19 protein-coding genes are annotated in these 17,499 nt (G+C 45.7%); 10 read left to right on the forward strand and 9 right to left on the reverse strand.

Translation table 11 applies throughout. The features are described 5' to 3' along the window. Positions 1–17 precede the first annotated feature (17 nt). The 7 genes from MKZ09_RS11140 to MKZ09_RS11170 all read left to right on the forward strand — a co-directional run bounded on the left by MKZ09_RS11140 (position 18) and on the right by MKZ09_RS11170 (position 6,820). A complete protein-coding gene (locus MKZ09_RS11140) occupies positions 18–1,415 on the forward strand; it encodes a CapA family protein (RefSeq protein WP_076203237.1) in 1,398 nt (465 codons plus the stop codon). A gap of 21 nt (positions 1,416–1,436) precedes the next feature. Next, positions 1,437–2,168 carry a glycerophosphodiester phosphodiesterase gene (locus tag MKZ09_RS11145; protein ID WP_076203240.1) on the forward strand — a complete coding sequence of 244 codons (732 nt, stop codon included), beginning with the start codon at positions 1,437–1,439 and terminating at the stop codon, positions 2,166–2,168. A gap of 36 nt (positions 2,169–2,204) precedes the next feature. Next, complete coding sequence (locus MKZ09_RS11150) at positions 2,205–2,828, forward strand: fumarylacetoacetate hydrolase family protein (RefSeq protein WP_076133643.1); 624 nt, start codon at positions 2,205–2,207, stop codon at positions 2,826–2,828. Between the two features lie 22 nt (positions 2,829–2,850). Beyond that, positions 2,851–3,654, forward strand: coding sequence for a DUF92 domain-containing protein (locus MKZ09_RS11155; RefSeq protein ID WP_076133642.1), 804 nt, complete (start codon positions 2,851–2,853; stop codon positions 3,652–3,654). Positions 3,655–3,698: 44 nt separating this feature from the next. Next, the gene (locus MKZ09_RS11160; RefSeq protein WP_076098408.1) at positions 3,699–4,268 is read left to right on the forward strand and encodes a TetR/AcrR family transcriptional regulator; all 570 of its coding nucleotides are present in this window, start codon (positions 3,699–3,701) and stop codon (positions 4,266–4,268) included. An 86-nt stretch (positions 4,269–4,354) separates the two neighbouring features. Further along, a complete protein-coding gene (locus MKZ09_RS11165) occupies positions 4,355–6,292 on the forward strand; it encodes an ABC-F family ATP-binding cassette domain-containing protein (protein WP_076133641.1) in 1,938 nt (645 codons plus the stop codon). A gap of 42 nt (positions 6,293–6,334) precedes the next feature. After that, complete coding sequence (locus MKZ09_RS11170) at positions 6,335–6,820, forward strand: tetratricopeptide repeat protein (RefSeq protein WP_256715060.1); 486 nt, start codon at positions 6,335–6,337, stop codon at positions 6,818–6,820. Positions 6,821–6,916: 96 nt separating this feature from the next. Here the strand turns inward: MKZ09_RS11170 and MKZ09_RS11175 are convergent, their stop codons facing one another. The 7 genes from MKZ09_RS11175 to MKZ09_RS11205 form a co-directional block, all read right to left on the reverse strand. Further along, positions 6,917–7,138, reverse strand: coding sequence for a hypothetical protein (locus MKZ09_RS11175; protein ID WP_076203244.1), 222 nt, complete (start codon positions 7,136–7,138; stop codon positions 6,917–6,919). Between the two features lie 21 nt (positions 7,139–7,159). Then, positions 7,160–7,897, reverse strand: a complete 738-nt coding sequence (locus MKZ09_RS11180) for a hypothetical protein (RefSeq protein WP_341040825.1) — start codon at positions 7,895–7,897, stop codon at positions 7,160–7,162. Positions 7,898–7,973: 76 nt separating this feature from the next. Then, the gene (locus tag MKZ09_RS11185) at positions 7,974–9,014 is read right to left on the reverse strand and encodes a M42 family metallopeptidase (RefSeq protein ID WP_036689645.1); all 1,041 of its coding nucleotides are present in this window, start codon (positions 9,012–9,014) and stop codon (positions 7,974–7,976) included. Positions 9,015–9,016: 2 nt separating this feature from the next. After that, positions 9,017–9,328, reverse strand: coding sequence for a LapA family protein (locus MKZ09_RS11190; protein ID WP_042126298.1), 312 nt, complete (start codon positions 9,326–9,328; stop codon positions 9,017–9,019). Between the two features lie 88 nt (positions 9,329–9,416). Next, positions 9,417–11,207: an oligoendopeptidase F gene (pepF, locus tag MKZ09_RS11195; protein WP_076133637.1), complete on the reverse strand. Its 1,791-nt coding sequence runs from the start codon at positions 11,205–11,207 to the stop codon at positions 9,417–9,419. Positions 11,208–11,419: 212 nt separating this feature from the next. Beyond that, positions 11,420–11,590, reverse strand: coding sequence for a hypothetical protein (locus tag MKZ09_RS11200; RefSeq protein WP_036689267.1), 171 nt, complete (start codon positions 11,588–11,590; stop codon positions 11,420–11,422). Between the two features lie 6 nt (positions 11,591–11,596). Beyond that, positions 11,597–11,830 carry a hypothetical protein gene (locus tag MKZ09_RS11205; protein WP_036689271.1) on the reverse strand — a complete coding sequence of 78 codons (234 nt, stop codon included), beginning with the start codon at positions 11,828–11,830 and terminating at the stop codon, positions 11,597–11,599. 173 nt (positions 11,831–12,003) lie between these two features. On the opposite strand from MKZ09_RS11205, the gene MKZ09_RS11210 reads away from it, so the two are divergent. Next, positions 12,004–12,201 (forward strand): cold shock domain-containing protein, encoded by a 198-nt coding sequence (locus tag MKZ09_RS11210; protein WP_036689272.1) that lies wholly within the window; start codon positions 12,004–12,006, stop codon positions 12,199–12,201. A 213-nt stretch (positions 12,202–12,414) separates the two neighbouring features. On the opposite strand, the gene MKZ09_RS11215 is transcribed toward MKZ09_RS11210, so the two are convergent. Further along, a complete protein-coding gene (locus MKZ09_RS11215; protein WP_076133636.1) occupies positions 12,415–13,665 on the reverse strand; it encodes an MFS transporter in 1,251 nt (416 codons plus the stop codon). Between the two features lie 193 nt (positions 13,666–13,858). On the opposite strand from MKZ09_RS11215, the gene MKZ09_RS11220 reads away from it, so the two are divergent. Together MKZ09_RS11220 and pfkA are read left to right on the forward strand one after the other, a co-directional pair. Beyond that, positions 13,859–14,941 carry a tetraprenyl-beta-curcumene synthase family protein gene (locus tag MKZ09_RS11220; protein ID WP_036689648.1) on the forward strand — a complete coding sequence of 361 codons (1,083 nt, stop codon included), beginning with the start codon at positions 13,859–13,861 and terminating at the stop codon, positions 14,939–14,941. Positions 14,942–15,007: 66 nt separating this feature from the next. Further along, positions 15,008–15,979, forward strand: a complete 972-nt coding sequence (gene pfkA, locus MKZ09_RS11225) for a 6-phosphofructokinase (protein WP_036689277.1) — start codon at positions 15,008–15,010, stop codon at positions 15,977–15,979. Between the two features lie 71 nt (positions 15,980–16,050). Here pfkA and MKZ09_RS11230 read toward each other — a convergent pair whose 3' ends face one another. Then, a complete protein-coding gene (locus MKZ09_RS11230) occupies positions 16,051–17,424 on the reverse strand; it encodes an MATE family efflux transporter (RefSeq protein ID WP_076133635.1) in 1,374 nt (457 codons plus the stop codon). Between the last annotated feature and the right edge of the window lie 75 nt (positions 17,425–17,499).

Consider the following 17,499-nt stretch of genomic DNA (forward strand, 5'->3'; position numbering starts at 1 on the left):
AGGAGATCACAGAAACCATGTATCCGCCGCGATCGCGTTCTAGACAAAAGAACAAACATAAGAGCAGACGCAAGCGCAGAACGGCCTGGGCTTGGATCAATGCAGGTCTTCTTTTGATGATTACCGTGTTATTGACTTATAGCTTTACGAATGACCCTGACAAGAAAAGCGCCTCACCACCTCCGGTAGCAGAAGCGACAGCTACGCCTATACCAGAGAGTAGTGATCAGCCTCAGACAGCACCTCCGGTGGTTGCAGTTGCAACACCTGAAGCTACAGAGACGCCAAGCCCTTCTCCTACGGCAACTCCAGAGCCAACGCCTACACCGCAGGAGGAGCCCGAAGAGATCATTGAAACACAAGCTCCTGAAGCGACAGCGACCCCTGCGAAGGATGAGGACAGCTCGGAAGCTGCAAATAATGATCCAGTGTCTGGTCTGCCGTCAGATGATAACGCGTCTGGTAAGACGGTGACTTTGAATTTTGGTGGAGATGTTATATTTTCCGGGAAAGCTGGAGAACTGCTGGAGAAGAAAGGTTACGATTATTCGTATGCCGCATTGGATGGTCTGTTCAAGAAAGATGATCTTACGATCTTGAATCTGGAAACTCCAGTGACCACAGGTGGCGTAAGTGCCACTAATAAGCAATTTGTATTCAAAGGATCACCACTCGCTCTGGATGCGCTTAAGTCAGCTGGTGTGGACGCAGTAAATATGGCAAATAATCACACGCTTGATCAAGGAGAGCAAGGCTTGCGGGATACCCTTAACCACCTTGCTGAAAGAGGAATTCCTTATGTGGGTGCGGGGCTTAACAGTAAAGAAGCATATTCGGCGCAATATTTTGAACGTAAGGGCATTAAGATCGCTTTGCTGGGATTCACCCGGGTGATTCCTGCGTCGGATTGGATGGCAGGAACAAATAAGCCGGGCCTTGCCTCCGTATACGATAGTGCAGAGGGATTGAAGGCAATTGCTGCAGCTAAAAAGAAAGCAGATTTGGTGGTCGTAGTTGTCCATTGGGGTAAAGAACGGGTAGAACAATATGATAAAACGCAACAGTCGCTGGGCCATAGCTTTATCGATGCAGGAGCCGATCTTGTCATTGGTGGCCATCCACATGTTCTGCAAGGCGTGGAGCCATACAAGGGCAAATGGATTGCCTACAGCACCGGGAATTTTATTTTCACGAGATCTACAGTGCCTGCCACTTGGGAAACTGCGGTTTTTCAGGCGGAATGTAGTGTAAAAGGTCAATGCTCCTTAAAGCTGAAGCCTATGAAAGCCGAGCTAGCACAGCCTGTGCCGATGAACGAAGTGGATGGAAAGCTTTTGTTAAAAAGAGTAGAAGCTCTATCCGCAGGACGGGTAAAGATCGGCAGCGACGGTAAAGTCACTCAAGTTACCAAATAGGGTTCCTGGGAGGTCCTTATGATGAACAATTTGTGTGTAGCCCATCGAGGGTTTTCCGGTAAAGCTCCAGAGAATACATTGGCGGCCATTCGGATGGCGATTGCCATGCCCTATGTGCACTGGATGGAAATTGATGTCCAGCTCTCCAAAGACGGCGTTCCTGTTGTCATTCATGATTATACGTTGGACCGGACGACCAATGGTCATGGCAAGGTGAAGAACATGGACTGGGAATATATCCGGCGTCTGGATGCGGGGAGCTGGAAAGGGCGTTCTTTTCAGGGCGAGCGGGTGCCTTCTTTGGAAGAGGTGCTGTCACTAGCCTCCGGAAGATTGCGTCTAAATATTGAACTGAAAACAGTGGGAGATATGTATCCTGGCATTGAGAAGACGGTGACGGATCTTATTTCTGCAAAAGGTATGCGGGACGACGTGGTCTTGACCTCTTTTGATACTGGAGCATTAAAAAAAGTCAAGGAAATTGATCCCCGTTTTCGCACCGGATTGATCTTTGATTCCAGATTTGGCAATCCTGCACGCAGGCTGCATGAACTGGATTGCTCTTTACTTTCGATTAGCTTCTCGCGTCTGAATCCTAGACTGGCTAAGCTTTTGTCCGAGCGTGGGGTGGAAATTATGGCTTGGACTGTGAACAAAGCGAAAGAGATGCGTCGCTTAGCCGACATGCATTCTGATATAATGATCTGTACAAACCGCCCGGATATATGGGGCGACACCTTTCTGAAGGTATAAATAATCCAAATCGATGGGAAAGAGAGCTGACTGTTTATGTGCGCTGCTGTTAATAATCTATATTGTGTTGGACGCAACTACAAGCTACACGCGGAGGAATTGGGTAACAATGTGCCAGTGGAGCCGCTCATCTTCATGAAGCCCTCACATGCGGCTGTTTCCCTCGATAAAGCAGTAATTAAGCTGCCAAAGGATGCGGGCCAGATTCATTATGAAGGTGAACTTGTACTGCGTATTGCACGTGATTATACACCAGGCATGAGCGTGGAGGATCTGGTAGATGTAATGGCACTGGGACTGGATTTCACGCTGCGTGATGTGCATAATGATCTGCAGAAGAAAGGTTTGCCGTGGACGCCAGCTAAAGGCTTTAAAAATGCCGCACCACTCACCCCTTACATAGCGTTTCCAGATAAGGAAGAGCTGGAGGAAACTGATTTTACAGTGGTGAAAAATGGGGTGGAAGTACAACGCGGCAATGTTAAAAACATGATTTTTTCACTTCAAAAAATTGTTGATTTTATCGCCGAGCGCTACGGGTTAGGGAAAGACGATGTGATATTTACAGGTACTCCGGCAGGCGTGGGTCCTACTGTAGCTGGCGACGCTTTCGAGCTGTACTGGGGCGACAAGCTGATGGGGACTTGCCTGATCGGTTAATAGATCTGTTGGAGATGAATCTATGCAGTGGGTTATTGGCGCTTTAGGCGCTTTGATTGTTGCGGGAGCGGCATATTGGAAGCAGTCTTTAAGTCTCTCTGGCATGATTGCCGCGGTAGTGATGGGCACTATTTATTTTGGTGCCGGAAATGCTTTTTGGTTTGGGATATTGCTGATCTTCTTCATCACTTCAAGCCTGCTGTCCAAACTTCATCATGATAATAAAGCAGAATTAGAGCTGACGTATGCTAAGACGGGCCGCCGAGATGCCGGGCAGGTCTTTGCTAACGGTGGACTTGGCATGGTTCTGGTTCTCCTGAATGCGATCTTCCCGCATGAGCTGTGGGGGTTCCTATTTATTGGTGTAATGGCTACAGTAACCTCGGATACATGGGCTACGGAGATCGGAACACTGAGCAAGAAACCGCCTCGTTCTGTCCTTACAGGTAAAGTTCTTGCTGCCGGAGCTTCGGGAGGCGTATCCAGCTTGGGTACGGTGGCAGCAGCAGCAGGAGGCGCACTCATCGGTGCGTCAGCTTGGCTGCTGCGAATGATATCCGGCATGCCGGATCACTCTTTCGTGCTGCTTACCCTAGCAGGACTTGCCGGAGGATTAGTCGGCGCCTTTGCCGACTCTATCCTTGGTGCAACCGTGCAGCAGATGAACCGCTGTACGGTATGCGGCCGAGAAGTGGAAGGCTCACAGCATTGTGGGGCTCCAGCTGTACACGCCAGAGGCTGGAAGTGGATGAGCAATGATGCAGTCAATGCCATCAGCTCTATCCTCGGCGGTGCAGCTGCCTTACTGCTGAGCATGATCATTTAGCATTTGAATTTAAGCTTTGAACGGCACAGTTTAGGGAGGGACCGATGAGTAGCGCATCCAATCAAAAACATACTGCTATTCTGGATGCCGCATACGAGCTCTTCGGTTCAGGTGGATTTTACGAAACGAAGATGTCGGAAGTGGCGGAGCAAGCCGGGATAGCAAAGGGCACCGTTTATTTATACTTCAAGAGCAAGGAAGAATTATTCATGGCAGTGACGCGCCGCGATTGTGAGGGATTTCTCCTGCAATTACAGGAAAGGCTGAAGGCTAGTGATACTTTGGCCGGTAAACTGTCGATCATTGCTAAACATCACCTGAATTATTATTATGAACGCAAGCGGCATACGAAGCTTTTTTTCCGTGCCCCTAACAATAATCCTGAATTAGTGGCGTATATGACACAATTTATGGAGCAATACATGCAAGATGTGGTCAAGGTATTATTAGAAGGTGGAGCATCCGAGCCTGAGCTTATGGCACAGTCCTACATAGGGATGCTGGATCGTTTGAAGATGGATATCTTATTTGACCCGTCTTTTACGGAGGAGGACGCGTATAAACGCGCTGATTTCGCTGCTGGTCTTTTTATTAGAGGGGCCATGATCACCTGAATTTTGGATAGGATGATAAACCGGGTAAATAGCATTGGTTAGATGCGGCCGGTTTTATGAAAATATAAGGCAAGCGAGGAAATAGCATGAATATTATGACCGTGGAACATCTTTCCAAGAGTTATGGCGAGAAAGTACTCTTTAGCGACGCTTCATTTGGTATGGACGATCGGGATAAAATTGGCTTGATCGGTGTGAATGGAACGGGTAAATCAACCTTTTTACGGATTATTGCCGGTCTGGATACTCCGGATGGTGGACAAATTGCCATCGGGAATAATGTAAGAGTACAATATTTGGCGCAGAATCCTCCTTATGATCCTATGAATACAGTTTTACAGCAAGTGTTCGCCGGGGATGATCCAGACCTTGCTACCATGCGTGAGTACATGGAGACTATGTCTCTGCTTGAACAGCAGCCTGGTAATGCTGAACTGGAAGGAAAACTAGTAAAGATTGGGCAGGCGATCGACGCTGCGGGAACATGGCATTTGGAGAGTGAAGCCAAAAGCGTGCTTACCAAGCTAGGCATCTTAAAGTTTGATGCGTTAATGGACACACTTTCTGGTGGACAACGTAAGCGTGTGGCTCTGGCAGCTGCACTGATTACCCCCTCTGAACTGCTGATTCTTGATGAGCCTACCAACCATATTGATACGGATTCCGTGGCTTGGCTGGAGCAATATTTGCAGAAACGGCGCGGCGCTCTTTTGATGGTGACGCATGATCGTTACTTCCTAGAGCGTGTGGCTAGTGTCATGCTAGAGCTAGATGGTGGCCAGCTTTATCGTTATGAAGCTAACTATTCACGGTTTCTAGAGCTTAAAGCCGATCGCGAAGAACGAGAAGCTTCTGCTGAACAGAAGCGTAAGAACCTGCTGCGCACAGAGCTGGCTTGGATTCGTCGCGGTGCCAAAGCCCGTTCAACGAAACAGAAGGCAAGAATCGACCGCTTCGAGAAGCTGAAAGAGAGTACAGGAAGCAGCTCGAACGGTTCATTGGATATTTCTGTGGCTTCTACACGTTTAGGTCGCAAGATCATTGAAATTAATGACCTGTCGAAAGCGTTGGATGGTCGTCAGCTAATCAAAGATCTCAGCTATATCGCTGTACCCCAGGATAGAGTGGGCATCGTCGGCCCGAACGGCAGCGGCAAATCAACACTCTTAAATATGATTGCAGGTCAGCTGCAACCCGATAAAGGTGAAGTTCAGCTTGGCGCTACGGTTAAGCTTGGTTACTTTACACAAGAGCATCAGGATATGGATGACAGTATGCGTGCCATTGAATACGTAAAGGAAGAAGCAGAAGTGATACGGACAGCAGACGGCAGTGTGATTACGGCTGGTCAAATGCTGGAACGCTTCTTGTTCCCTCCAGCGATGCAGTGGACACCGATCTCGAAGCTGTCCGGTGGCGAAAAAAGACGCTTGTATCTGCTTCGTGTATTGATGGGAGCACCTAACGTATTGCTTTTGGATGAACCTACGAACGATCTGGATATCGGCACATTGGCTGTTTTGGAAGATTATTTGGATGAATTTCCGGGTGTCGTCTTTACTGTATCCCATGACCGTTATTTCTTGGACCGTACGATAGATAAGCTGATTGCTTTTGAAAATGGCGATATCCGGATTCACGTTGGCGATTATACGGAATATGAAGAATGGCTGGCCAAAAATGTACCGTCACGCATTGGAGAATCGAACAAAGAAGATGGAAGCTCAAAGCGAAAAGAGGCCGCGGACACTGGCAGCAACCCTGCACCTTCAACGGCTCCCAAAACAAAACTCAAATTCAGCTTCAAGGAACAGCGTGAATATGAGGGCATTGATGAGCAAATTGAGCTTGCAGAGCAACGTTTGACGGATATTAGTGTACAGATGGAGGCGGCTTTTGCTGACTCAGGAAGGCTGCAGGAGCTAGTAGAGGAGCAACGCCTAGCCGAAGCAGAGCTGGAGCGTCTTATGGAACGCTGGACCTATCTGAACGAGCTTGCGGAGAAAATCGCTGGTAAGGCTTAAACCCGTTGGATGGCTTTGAATGAAAATAGGGGAGGGCTCTGTGTGGAAGATAAACTTAAAGCTGCCGTTGCCCTACGCAACGCTGGTAAAGCGGAAGAAGCCAAAATGATGCTGTTTGAGTTATATGAGCAGAATGCTGGGGACGCTGAACTTCTATATCAATTGGCCTGGACGCATGATGTGCTGGGCTTGGAGCGGGCAGCAGTACCCTTTTATGAGAAAAGCTTGGCGTCAGGATTACCCTCTGAGCAGAGAGTTGGAGCTCTATTGGGACTGGGCAGCACCTACCGGACACTCGGAGAATACGAGAAGTCAAAAGGTCTTCTGATGCAGGCTGTTCAGGAGTACCCGGAGAATAAGGAATTTCCGGCGTTCCTAGCCATGACCTTGCACAATCTTGGAGAGCATAGTCAAGCGATGGAGCTGCTGCTTAAGCTGTTGGCAGAAACCTCTGCGGATGAAGGGATAAGAAGTTACAGTAAGGCCATTTCTTATTATTCAGATAAGCTGGAGCAAGTCTGGGATTGATGCTGGCTTTTAGATCACAGTGATTCTTACGAATCACTACCCGGACACAGCGGACCTTAAACGCAGTATTATAACACATTTGGAATGTTTACGGACTCAGCAGTCACTATTAGCATAAAAGGCACCAAATACGTAGCTTTTCAAGCTGAATAACGTCACTGGGGTCCGAAGCAGTGCCCCATTGGCTGAAAATTGGCGAATAACATCATCTGGGTCCGTAAGCACCAGCCGTAAGTGATGACCACCGGAAAGTCCGGCAGTGTCTGTTGAAGAACGAGCGAACCACCAATAAACAAAAAAAAGAGTAGGGTCCTCCATTAATTGGAGAATTCTACTCTTTTATTTCGTTCCGTCCACAGCAATCATTTGCACTACAGACCGAGAATCGCCGGGTACAATGATTTCCTTCGCATTCATCTGGGAAGAACCATCTCCGTCCAAGAAGATGCCCTCCAGACCCTTAGCAGGCACTGTCTGGAGGATCGCTGAGCGGAACTCCGCCGCTGTTGAGAGTGTTGGGGTAACAATCAGCCAGAGCTTTCCTGTGTTGTCATACACCATACCTGAGCGCAGGCGTTTCTCATCAGCGTAAGGAAGATGCTCTGCAGTTACTGCCGCTTCCCATAAGTCTTCGTGTCCCAGATTCATACTGATGCCACCTTGCGCAAAATAATGCTGGCGATCAGTAATCTTCAATTCTTCTCCAGAAGAGACAACTTGTACGGAGAAGTTGCTGCTGGCACCATCCCAGACAAGGGTTCCACGTGCGTATTTAGCATTGAACCAGCCAGACCCATAACCCTTCGGGGCTCCGTTGACTGGAGTATCATTCATGATAGCCATGGATAAAAGCGCATCTTGATAGAAAAAACCTCCGTTAATCCCATATGCATTAACTTGCCGTAAAGGGACACCCGCGGCCCTGAGCTTAATATCTTCAGGTGAAGTTGACATCATATAGAGCTGCACATTATCTGTACTCACTGTTTCCAAAAAGCTATAGGCGTGAGGAAGACCTTTAAAGGGATCTTCCTTGTGATTTCTAAATACCAGAAACAACGATAGCGCTAACCCCACTATTAATAACACCAGAAGGGAGAGGATAAGTCCCTGTCTGCGCCTCCAGAGCTGTTTCAGCTTGCCAGAGCTAACCTCAGTTTGTCCCCACATAAGCAGCGAGAAGCTTAGCAGTGTTCACTACAGCTTGCTTATGCGTACGTTCCATGGAGTGGGAGGCATGTACACCTGGGCCAATCAATGCTGCACGGATATTGTTTCCGCCTCTGAGCGCTGCGGAAGCATCGGAGCCGTACATAGGATAAATATCAACGGCATAAGGAATTGCGAGTGCTTCTGCCAGTTCAATCAAACGGCCTGTCATAACATAATCGTAAGGACCGGAAGAGTCTTTTGCACAGATAGATACATCGGTTTCTTTACAGCTGAGATCATCACCCATGGCGCCCATATCAACAGCAATCATTTCATTGATTTCACCAGGAATCCAAGCTGTACCGTGTCCCACTTCCTCGTAGTTAGAGATGAGGAAAGAGAGGTTGTGGAGAGGTTTCCAGCCTTCACGTTTAATACTTTCCAGCAATCCGAGAAGGGCAGCCACGCTTGCCTTGTCATCTAAATGACGGGATTTAATGTAGCCGCTAGGCGTAATCACTGCACGTGCATCGAAAGAAATGAAATCTCCGACGGAAATGCCAAGCTTGAGTACGTCTTCTTTAGAAGATACCAGCTCATCAATACGTACTTCCATGTTCTCCTCTGATCGTTTGAAGTCACGAGCGTCTGGATATACGTGAACAGATGGATGGCTGGTTAAGATGGTTCCTGTATAAGTTTTGCCGCTACGGGTATGGATCGTGCAGTATTCATTCTCAATGCTGTGCATGGCGAAGCCGCCTACAGAGGTCAGACGCAGTGTACCATTAGCTTTAATCGAGCGGACCATGGCACCAAGTGTATCCACGTGAGCGCTGATGCCAATAGTACGAGAGGGATCTAGGCCCGGGACGTTAAGAATTACACCGCCTTTTTCATTCCAGCTTAAAGGTATGTTCAGCGCAGCTGCTTCTTCAGCAACTAGTGTCATTACCTGTGCGGTGAAACCGCTTGGGCTGGGGGTGTCGAGTAATTTTTTTAGGATGGAAAGTATGTAGTCTTCATTAGGTTGAATGGTAATCATTAGTTAAGCCCTCCTGTTAAGCCATCATTGTCTGTGTTAAAAGAATCCAGTGAAGTGTCGGCATCACGAAGCTTGGTAAGCTCAGCAGTTAAGCTTTTAATTTGCTTTTGTAGTTTGTATTGACGAAAAATGCCGTAAGAGCCCACGATGATTCCGCCAATTAACGCGCAGCCAAGAATAACGAGTATAAGTGGTATATTAACCACATCAAAACCGAAATTGACTTGAACGGGATCAACGTTGATGACTGCGAATATGGCGGTTAGCAGCGCGAAGATTAGACCCGCAATTAGTGACCATTGAATTCTCATTGAATTCTTCCTCCTCAGGGGGATATAACAATATAAAATCCCCTGCCCAGATAGGGCAAGGGATTAATGTAATACTAAGCTCTCTGCCTTATTTGGTCAACTGTTCCATTTGCTCGATAACACTTTCGAACACACTCATCGCTTCGCGAATCGGCTCAGGAGACGACATGTCAACGCCTGCTTTTGACAAAATATTGATGGAGTAATCACTGCCACCGCTCTTCAGGAAGCCGAGGTAACGATCTACCGCCGGTGTACCTTCTTCAAGGATTTGTTTGGCAAAGCTAGTCGCTGCCGAGAAGCCTGTTGCATATTTGTAAACATAGAAGCTGTTATAGAAATGCGGAATTCGTGCCCATTCCATCTCGATATCCTGATCCACAACCATTTCCTTGCCGTAGTATTTGACATTCAGGTCGTAGTAGATACTCGAAAGATCTTGTGGGGTAAGCGAATCGCCCTCTTCAACACGCTGATGAATGATCTTTTCGAATTCTGCGAACATCGTTTGCCGGAAAATCGTTGTCCGGAACTGATCGGCATAGTAGGTGAGCAAATACATTTTTTCCTTAGGATCTGTAGACTTTTTGAGTAGATAATCCATAAGCAAAGCTTCATTGGTAGTCGAAGCAACCTCTGCAAGGAAAATAGTATACTGTGCATCCCGATAGTTCAGAGCGTTATCTGAAAAATAAGAGTGTAGAGCATGACCCATCTCATGTGCCAGAGTAAACATACTATTCAGATTATCGTTATGGTTCAGCAGGACGTATGGGTGTGTGCCATAAGGGCCCCAGCTGTAAGCTCCAGAGCGTTTATTCTCGTTCTCATAGACATCAATCCAGCCATTGTCGTAGCCTTTTTGCAGCACATTCAGATAATCTTCACCCAGCGGTTTGAGGCCTTCTTTGGTAATTTTCTTCGCTTCTTCGTACGTGATATCCAGCTTATATTCATCCACTAGTGGTGCAAATAGGTCATACATATGTAACTCATCCACACCAAGCAGCTTTTGACGCAACTTCATGTAACGGTGCATTAAAGGAAGACTCTCATGAATCGTATCGATCAGGTTGGTGTATACCTCTTTTGGAATGTTATCACCGTAAAGAGACATTTCCATTACAGATGGATACTTGCGGACGTGCGAGAAAAAGACGTTTTTGTTCACATTGGCGCTAAGCGTTGCTGCGATGGTGTTTTTTTGCTTACGATAGGTGTCATAGACTGCTTTAAAAGCATTTCTGCGAACCTCGCGATCGGAGCTTTCCAAGAACTTGATATAGTTGCCGTGAGTCAGCTCGACCTCTTTGCCATCTTCATCTTTAATCTTAGGGAATTTCAGATCTGCATTGTTCAGCATACTAAAAATGTTCTGAGGCGCTTGTGCTAGGTTTCCAACTTGGGCAAGCAGAGCTTCCTCGGCCTTGGACAATACATGCGCTTTCTCACGTTTCATCTCTTTTAAAGTGAAGGTGTAAGCGGACAGTTCAGGATCAGCAATAAATTGATCCAGCTTCTCAATAGGCAGTGCCAAGATTTCTGGGGTTACAAAAGAAAAGGCTTCGCCTGCTTCGATCCCAAGCTTCTTCGCTTTGGAGGACAAAGCTTGATATTCAGGATTAGCAGTGTCTTCATCCTGACGCATATGAGCATAGACAAAGAGTCGCTCAGTGGAGACGGACAGCTTGTCATCCAGCTCAAAACATTGTTTCACAGCTTCTGCGGAATCAAGTTTACCTTGGAAATCAGCAGCTTTTTTGATCAGTGATTTAGCTGCAGCATATTCTGCATCCCAATCCTTCTGAGAGGCAAATATATCTTCAAGCTTCCAACGATTCTCAGCAGGTACTTCACTTCTCTTCAATAATTGTTCCATAGAAACCCTCCTAGAATGATGAGATGTAGTAGGCATAATCTCCCTCGGCAATACTGTGGATGATATTTCACCCGGTAGCAAGCTGAGCACAAGTAGAAGAGGGATGGACTTGAGTGTAATAGGCATGACGTCCTCCTCTTTGAAAAGTAGAGTCAGCTTATTATGCCCTGCTAAGTCCTGATTATTAATATTTAGTCTTCTTTATATGGTAGTTATGCCAACAAGCTATAAATAACAAAGATGAAAGCAAACAGAATCATTACGACCGCAGCCATGGCCATGCCCCGCTTTAATTTTGGCGGGACACGATCCTTGGTCATAATTAATACTGCGCCTAGACAGAGGACTAGGACAACATAAATCGTGAGATTTTCGTTATTCATTTCCTGTTATACCTGTTTGAAAGCTGCAATGATGTTTTTGTACTCTTCTTCATTGTCTTTATAAGATTCTTTGTTGAAGCGGTTATTCACCCATTGCATCATCGCTGGACGACTCAGGAAGGTATGTGTTTCTTCTCCCCATTGATCGGAAATTTCGCGGAGTACAATGTAGCGGCCTTGAACTTCTACCGTCATCATATTCCATTTGTCTGTTTTGTATATTTCATGTTTTTTGATCATTATCATTACCACCCTGGCGATTTTTGGCTTTTGGCTCAATGATAACGCACTGGAGAAGTGAAAAGCAAATTAAATCATATATTAAGGGTTGGGTTTGATTGATTTGATCAGAAGATTGCAGTATACTATAGTTATACGCCATATATGGCGGTTATTTTTAGGAGGTTGTTCAATTGAAAGGTACAGTAAAATGGTTTAACGCAGAAAAAGGTTATGGTTTTCTTCAAGTAGAAGGCGGCGAAGATGTATTCGTACACTTCTCAGCAATTCAAGGTGAAGGATTCAAGACTTTGGACGAAGGTCAAGAAGTAGAATTCGACATCACTGATGGTAGTCGCGGACCGCAAGCTGAAAACGTAGTAAAATTATAAGAAACAGCAGGACAGTTAAGCTGTCTGCTACAAATATATAATTTACTTGGCAAGCCCTTGCAAGAGTGGTTACCAACTTACAGAACACAGTTCTTTCGGGAACTGTGTTTTTTTACGCCCACAATAGATGTTATCCTAAATGAAAAAGGTCGTTGCACTCCCGTGAAGGGGAGTACAACGACCTTTTTGTATTATGGAATAATACCAACCTAATTATAGGGAGGCTTTTTTGTTCTTTTTTCTGAAATAATTGATCGGCTCCAGGTTGGATTTCAATAAATGCTGTCCCAGAAACCCTGCAAAAGCAAGTAAGCTGAAACCCGTAGCCACTATATAAAAAATATAACGCCCCGCCTCTTGATAAATAATGCCGCCAAAGGTACCGCTGAGCAGCCCAGAGGCACTTGACCAAACAACGGTGAAAATGGCAAGACCTGTGGCCCGCAGGCGATCCGGGATAATCCGGGTGATATAACGGACAGATGTTACATAAAAAACACCAAATGATATACTGTGCATGGCTTGAATGGCAATCATTGAGCCTGGATGATCCGCCAGGGACATCAAAAGAAAACGCAGAGCATACATCAGACTCCCCAAGGCCAGCAAGGGCAATTCTTTGAATTTGTCGCCGTATCTGCTGAGGATAAATAATACAGGGATTTCACTAAGAGCTGACGCGAGCAATGCCCAGCCAATGATTTCCTCGCCAGCGCCTAGTTGTTTTAGACTGATCGTCAGAAAGGCTTCGTTCATTCTATGGCCTAACGCGAGTACAAACACACAGCCGAAGAACCACAGCACCTCTTTTTGCAACAATATATCTTTAAGTCCATTTTTGCTATTATCAGCTTCAGCTGTGTCCTTATCTTGATTCGTTGTTTCTATAACAGCAGGTCTTTTAACATCCTTAAGACCTAGGGTAATTAAAAGTGCAGCAATAATGATAATGATACATAGAGTCAAGCTCCAAGTAGAACCCAATGCTCTTAATGCATAGCCAACGGTTAGAGCAAAGAAAGAATAGCCTAAGGAGCCAAAAACGCGAATGGTAATGAAGTTACGTCCGTGTCTTTCGGCAACTTTGATAGCCATTGTATCGGCAAGCGGAAAAACTGGGTAATAGAAGAAGTAGAAGAAGGACAAAATAAGCATGACAGATGAAAATTCGGTCGCTCTCGCTAATAGAAGACCAGTTACTAATTGACCCGCAAGTAGTATGAACATGATCTTTCGAACGGTGCCTAACTTATCGCTTATCATACTCCAGAATAGATTGGATAGGATGGAGATAAGGGGACCGAGGGAATACAAGTAGCCTATCTGAGAACTGCTAAACCCTAAATGTGTGTAGAATAAAGGAAAGTAGGAAACTACAAGGACGCTGGTACCATATATGGTAAAGAGAAAGGAACGCAGCCAGTTTTGATCACTGTAAAGGCTGCCGGTCCGTTTTGAAAACATGGATTGCACTCCTCCGAAATTGAAATATGCCTAGTATAGCATAAAGCAATGGGGAGATGTTTTTAAAAACTGCTGTATTTCTGAATCTTTCATGATTTTACGAAAGTGATTTTGTTGTTTGTACAAATACGCCTGATCATATTATAATAAGTGGTGATTTGGATAAGGAGACAACAATGTGGAGGCACTGTCATTGAGTGAATTAGAGCAAGGCCGTTACCTTAGCCCGCGTGGTCCACTGGGACTTATGAACAGGGTCTATAAGTACGTGCTGCCGGAAGTGAGAGAATGTCTCCATTTCTGGCGCCAAGATGCGAACGGGATTCCCGATCCCGAGCTCCGGAAGCAAGCACTTGCCAGCATTGAAACTAAAGAGTTTCATTGCATAGGCGGTGGTATTTATGCCGCCGGCAATTTATCGATGAAACATATACTGATTCCGCTAATTGTTGCTTATCAAACTATCAGTGATTATCTGGACAACTTATGTGATCGCAGTACTTCGCTTGATCCTGCAGATTTCAGGCTGCTGCATCAATCTATGCTGGATGCTATTGATCCAAATGCTGAGCCAGGTAATTATTATGCGCTTCGAAGTGAACAGAATGACGGCGGATATTTGTACAGGCTGGTTCGTAAATGCCAAGAAATGATTTCTTTGTTGCCAGGTTATTCCGCTGCTGCAGCGGAGATTCGAGAATTGGCTGTGCTCTATACAGATTTACAAGTGTATAAGCACATCCGCCCGGAACTCAGGGAAACAGCCCTGAAGGAGTGGTGGGAGGAACAGGGCAGTCGAGCGCCACATCTGCAATGGAATGAGTTTTCGGCTGCAACGGGATCAACGCTAGGTGTATTTATGTTATTTCTATCCGCATGTGATCCGAAGCTGAACCAAGCTTCTGCGGCTTCGATTCGAGCCGCGTATTTTCCGCATGTATGTGGTCTGCATATTATGCTGGATTATCTGATTGATCAGGAAGAGGACCGAGCAGGCGGTGATCTTAATTTCTGCAATTATTATGATGACACGGATACCATGCTGAGTCGGATCGCTGCAATGGTTGAGTGGGCCCGTAAGGATGTTCGTAATCTTCCAGAGTCTTCGATGCATCGTATGGTGATTGAGGGATTGCTGGCACTTTATTTATCTGATCCGAAAGTTAGCGAACAGCGGGAAGTTCGCTCTGTATCTAAAAGCCTGATGAAAGGCAGTCCGCTTACAAGACTGTTCTTCTTCGCTAACAGCCGTTGGATACGCAAACGCTTTTTGTAACCATGTCGCGAAGTTATTTTTATAAGAAGTATCAGGCTTCGCACAATTTTAAGGAGGAACAACAGAATGTCTAAAATTCAAAAAATCGCAGTATTGACTAGTGGTGGAGATTCACAGGGGATGAACGCCGCTGTTCGTGCGGTTGTAAGAAGCGCACTTTATTTCGGTATTGAGGTATTTGGGGTGCAACGTGGTTATCAAGGTCTGCTGAATCGCGATATCTTCCCAATGGATCTTCGCAGTGTAGGAGATATTATTCAACGTGGCGGTACTGTTCTGCAGTCTGCAAGATGTCTGGAGTTCACGAAACCGGAAGGACAACAAAAAGGCGCGGATATCCTTAATGAACTGGGTATCGATGGTCTAGTAGTTATCGGTGGAGATGGTTCTTATAAAGGAGCTAACAAATTAAGTAAACTCGGTATCAAGACTATGGCTTTGCCAGGTACGATTGATAACGATATCTCCTTCACAGACTACACTATCGGGTTTGATACAGCGGTTGGCGTTGTTGTAGACGCTATTAACAAGTTACGTGACACTATGTCCTCCCATGAACGTTCTTCGATTGTAGAGGTTATGGGACGCCACTGTGGCGATATCGCGCTGCATGCTGGACTGGCTTCCGGAGCAGAAACAATTCTTGTGCCGGAAATGCCTTATGATTTGAATGAAGTTGCTGACCGGATGCGCGATAACTTTATCAGAGGTAAACGTCACAGTATCGTAATTGTTGCCGAGGGCGTTGGCAAAGGTGAAGATGTGGCTCAAGCTCTGAAAGACCGTCATGCTTCTCTGGATGCACGTGTTACTGTACTCGGACATATCCAACGGGGTGGAACACCAACTCCTGGAGACCGGAATCTGGCTAGCCGTCTTGGCGATTTTGCCGTACGTAAGCTAATCGAGGGTGAATCCGACAAGGCTTGTGGTATCATCAAAGGTGAATTAACCCTTACGGATATTGATCTCGTTGTAAATACGAAAAAGGGCTTTGACCTGGAGCTGTACGAGCTGGCTTCCCGTCTTTCCCAATAATTAGCGACCCTATATATAAAAAGGAACAGCTGCGAGATTCGCACTGTTCCTTTTTTGTGTAATATGGATCGTTAACTCTGTGGCTGTTCCTGTGTGTATTGTGCGGCATAACGACGTTGAACTTTGATAAGCCGAGACAATAGCAGGGTCGCACCGATGGCAAGACCGGTGATAAGACCAATCCAGTAGCCGAATGCTCCCAGATCTGTATAAGTTGCAAGTACATAACCTGTAGGTAAGCCAATTACCCAATAGGCAATAAAACAAATGATAAAGGCTGGGTTAACATCCTTATATCCGCGAAGCGCCCCTTGAGTAGGTGTAGCAATCGCATCTGAGATTTGGAAAAAGATTGCATAGATCAGGAAATGCTGAATTAACGAGATGACATCGGGTTCATCTGAATATAGACCAGCTACATGATTTCCGGCAAACAAGAGTAATAAAGCTGTGGCCAGCGAAAGGATTGCCGCCAGTCCGATACCCATTATGGCATACTGGCGTGCATCCTTTTGTCTGCCAGATCCGGTCTCGAAGCCAACGAGAATGGTAAGACTGATGCAAATACTGAGCGGAATCATATAGAGTGTTGTTGCAAAATTGATTGCTGCCTGATGAGCGGCAATTGTTACAGTGTCAAACCTGCTCATTAACAAGGTTACAGCGGAAAAGACAGCTGTTTCAAAAAAAATCGAGAAACCGATGGGTACTCCGATTTTAAGCAAATCTTTAATGCTGTTTAACGATATGAAGTAGAAATTACGGAATAATCTGAGATTTACAAAGGCCTGAGAACGATATATGAACAGTAGAGCAACGGCAAATATAACCCAATAGGTAATGGCTGAAGCTACCCCTGCACCAACACCCCCGAGACGAGGGAATCCGAAGTTCCCGAAGATGAGCAAATAGTTCAAACCTACATTTACAGGCAAAGCTATCAGTGTAATACACATGGATACGCGTGTTTGCCCTAATGCGTCTATACAGCTACGAAGAACCGTATATCCAAATAGGGGGATAATCCCAAACGAAATAGCACTGAGGAAGCGGAAAGCGACATCTCTTACACCAGACTCCAAGTTCATAAAATTAAGAATAGGTGACAAGGCGAAGCTGCCGATAAGCAAGACAATGATAGAAACAATCAGTGATAGCCAAATACCTTGTGTGACTTGAAAGGCAACATCCTTATCTTTTTTACTCCCGATGAGCTGTGAAACAATAGGTGTGATCCCCATAAGAATACCGCTGAGACCGGTTTGGATTGGAATCCAAAGACTAGTTCCTATCGCAACTCCTGCCAGATCGACGGTTCCGAATTTACCGGACATATTAGTATCAAAGAAGGTGATCGCGGATAAAGCAATTTGTGTAACAAGGATTGGGAATAAAATATGAAAAAATTGTCCTGCCTTTTGTTTTAAAGAGGTGGTCTGTATCATAATTATGTGCCTCATTCTTTATGGTTTTTCAAGGAATAGGTTAAATAGTTCAATAAGTTTCCGTTAAAAGACCCG

Origin of the sequence: Paenibacillus sp. FSL R5-0908 (genome assembly GCF_038006245.1) — a bacterium.
GTDB classification, from domain to species: domain Bacteria; phylum Bacillota; class Bacilli; order Paenibacillales; family Paenibacillaceae; genus Paenibacillus_AQ; species Paenibacillus_AQ odorifer.

Bases quoted from the DNA above. Each gene is read 5' to 3' on its own strand.
- MKZ09_RS11190 (WP_042126298.1), bottom strand. From the start codon at position 9,328: ATGAGAATTCAATGGTCACTAATTGCGGGTCTAATCTTCGCGCTGCTA.
- MKZ09_RS11230 (WP_076133635.1), bottom strand. From the start codon at position 17,424: ATGATACAGACCACCTCTTTAAAACAAAAGGCAGGACAATTTTTTCAT.
- pepF (WP_076133637.1), bottom strand. From the start codon at position 11,207: ATGGAACAATTATTGAAGAGAAGTGAAGTACCTGCTGAGAATCGTTGG.
- MKZ09_RS11205 (WP_036689271.1), bottom strand. From the start codon at position 11,830: ATGATCAAAAAACATGAAATATACAAAACAGACAAATGGAATATGATG.
- MKZ09_RS11150 (WP_076133643.1), top strand. From the start codon at position 2,205: ATGTGCGCTGCTGTTAATAATCTATATTGTGTTGGACGCAACTACAAG.
- MKZ09_RS11155 (WP_076133642.1), top strand. From the start codon at position 2,851: ATGCAGTGGGTTATTGGCGCTTTAGGCGCTTTGATTGTTGCGGGAGCG.
- pfkA (WP_036689277.1), top strand. From the start codon at position 15,008: ATGTCTAAAATTCAAAAAATCGCAGTATTGACTAGTGGTGGAGATTCA.
- MKZ09_RS11165 (WP_076133641.1), top strand. From the start codon at position 4,355: ATGAATATTATGACCGTGGAACATCTTTCCAAGAGTTATGGCGAGAAA.
- MKZ09_RS11175 (WP_076203244.1), bottom strand. From the start codon at position 7,138: ATGGAGGACCCTACTCTTTTTTTTGTTTATTGGTGGTTCGCTCGTTCT.
- MKZ09_RS11140 (WP_076203237.1), top strand. From the start codon at position 18: ATGTATCCGCCGCGATCGCGTTCTAGACAAAAGAACAAACATAAGAGC.
- MKZ09_RS11215 (WP_076133636.1), bottom strand. From the start codon at position 13,665: ATGTTTTCAAAACGGACCGGCAGCCTTTACAGTGATCAAAACTGGCTG.
- MKZ09_RS11145 (WP_076203240.1), top strand. From the start codon at position 1,437: ATGAACAATTTGTGTGTAGCCCATCGAGGGTTTTCCGGTAAAGCTCCA.
- MKZ09_RS11200 (WP_036689267.1), bottom strand. From the start codon at position 11,590: ATGAATAACGAAAATCTCACGATTTATGTTGTCCTAGTCCTCTGTCTA.
- MKZ09_RS11160 (WP_076098408.1), top strand. From the start codon at position 3,699: ATGAGTAGCGCATCCAATCAAAAACATACTGCTATTCTGGATGCCGCA.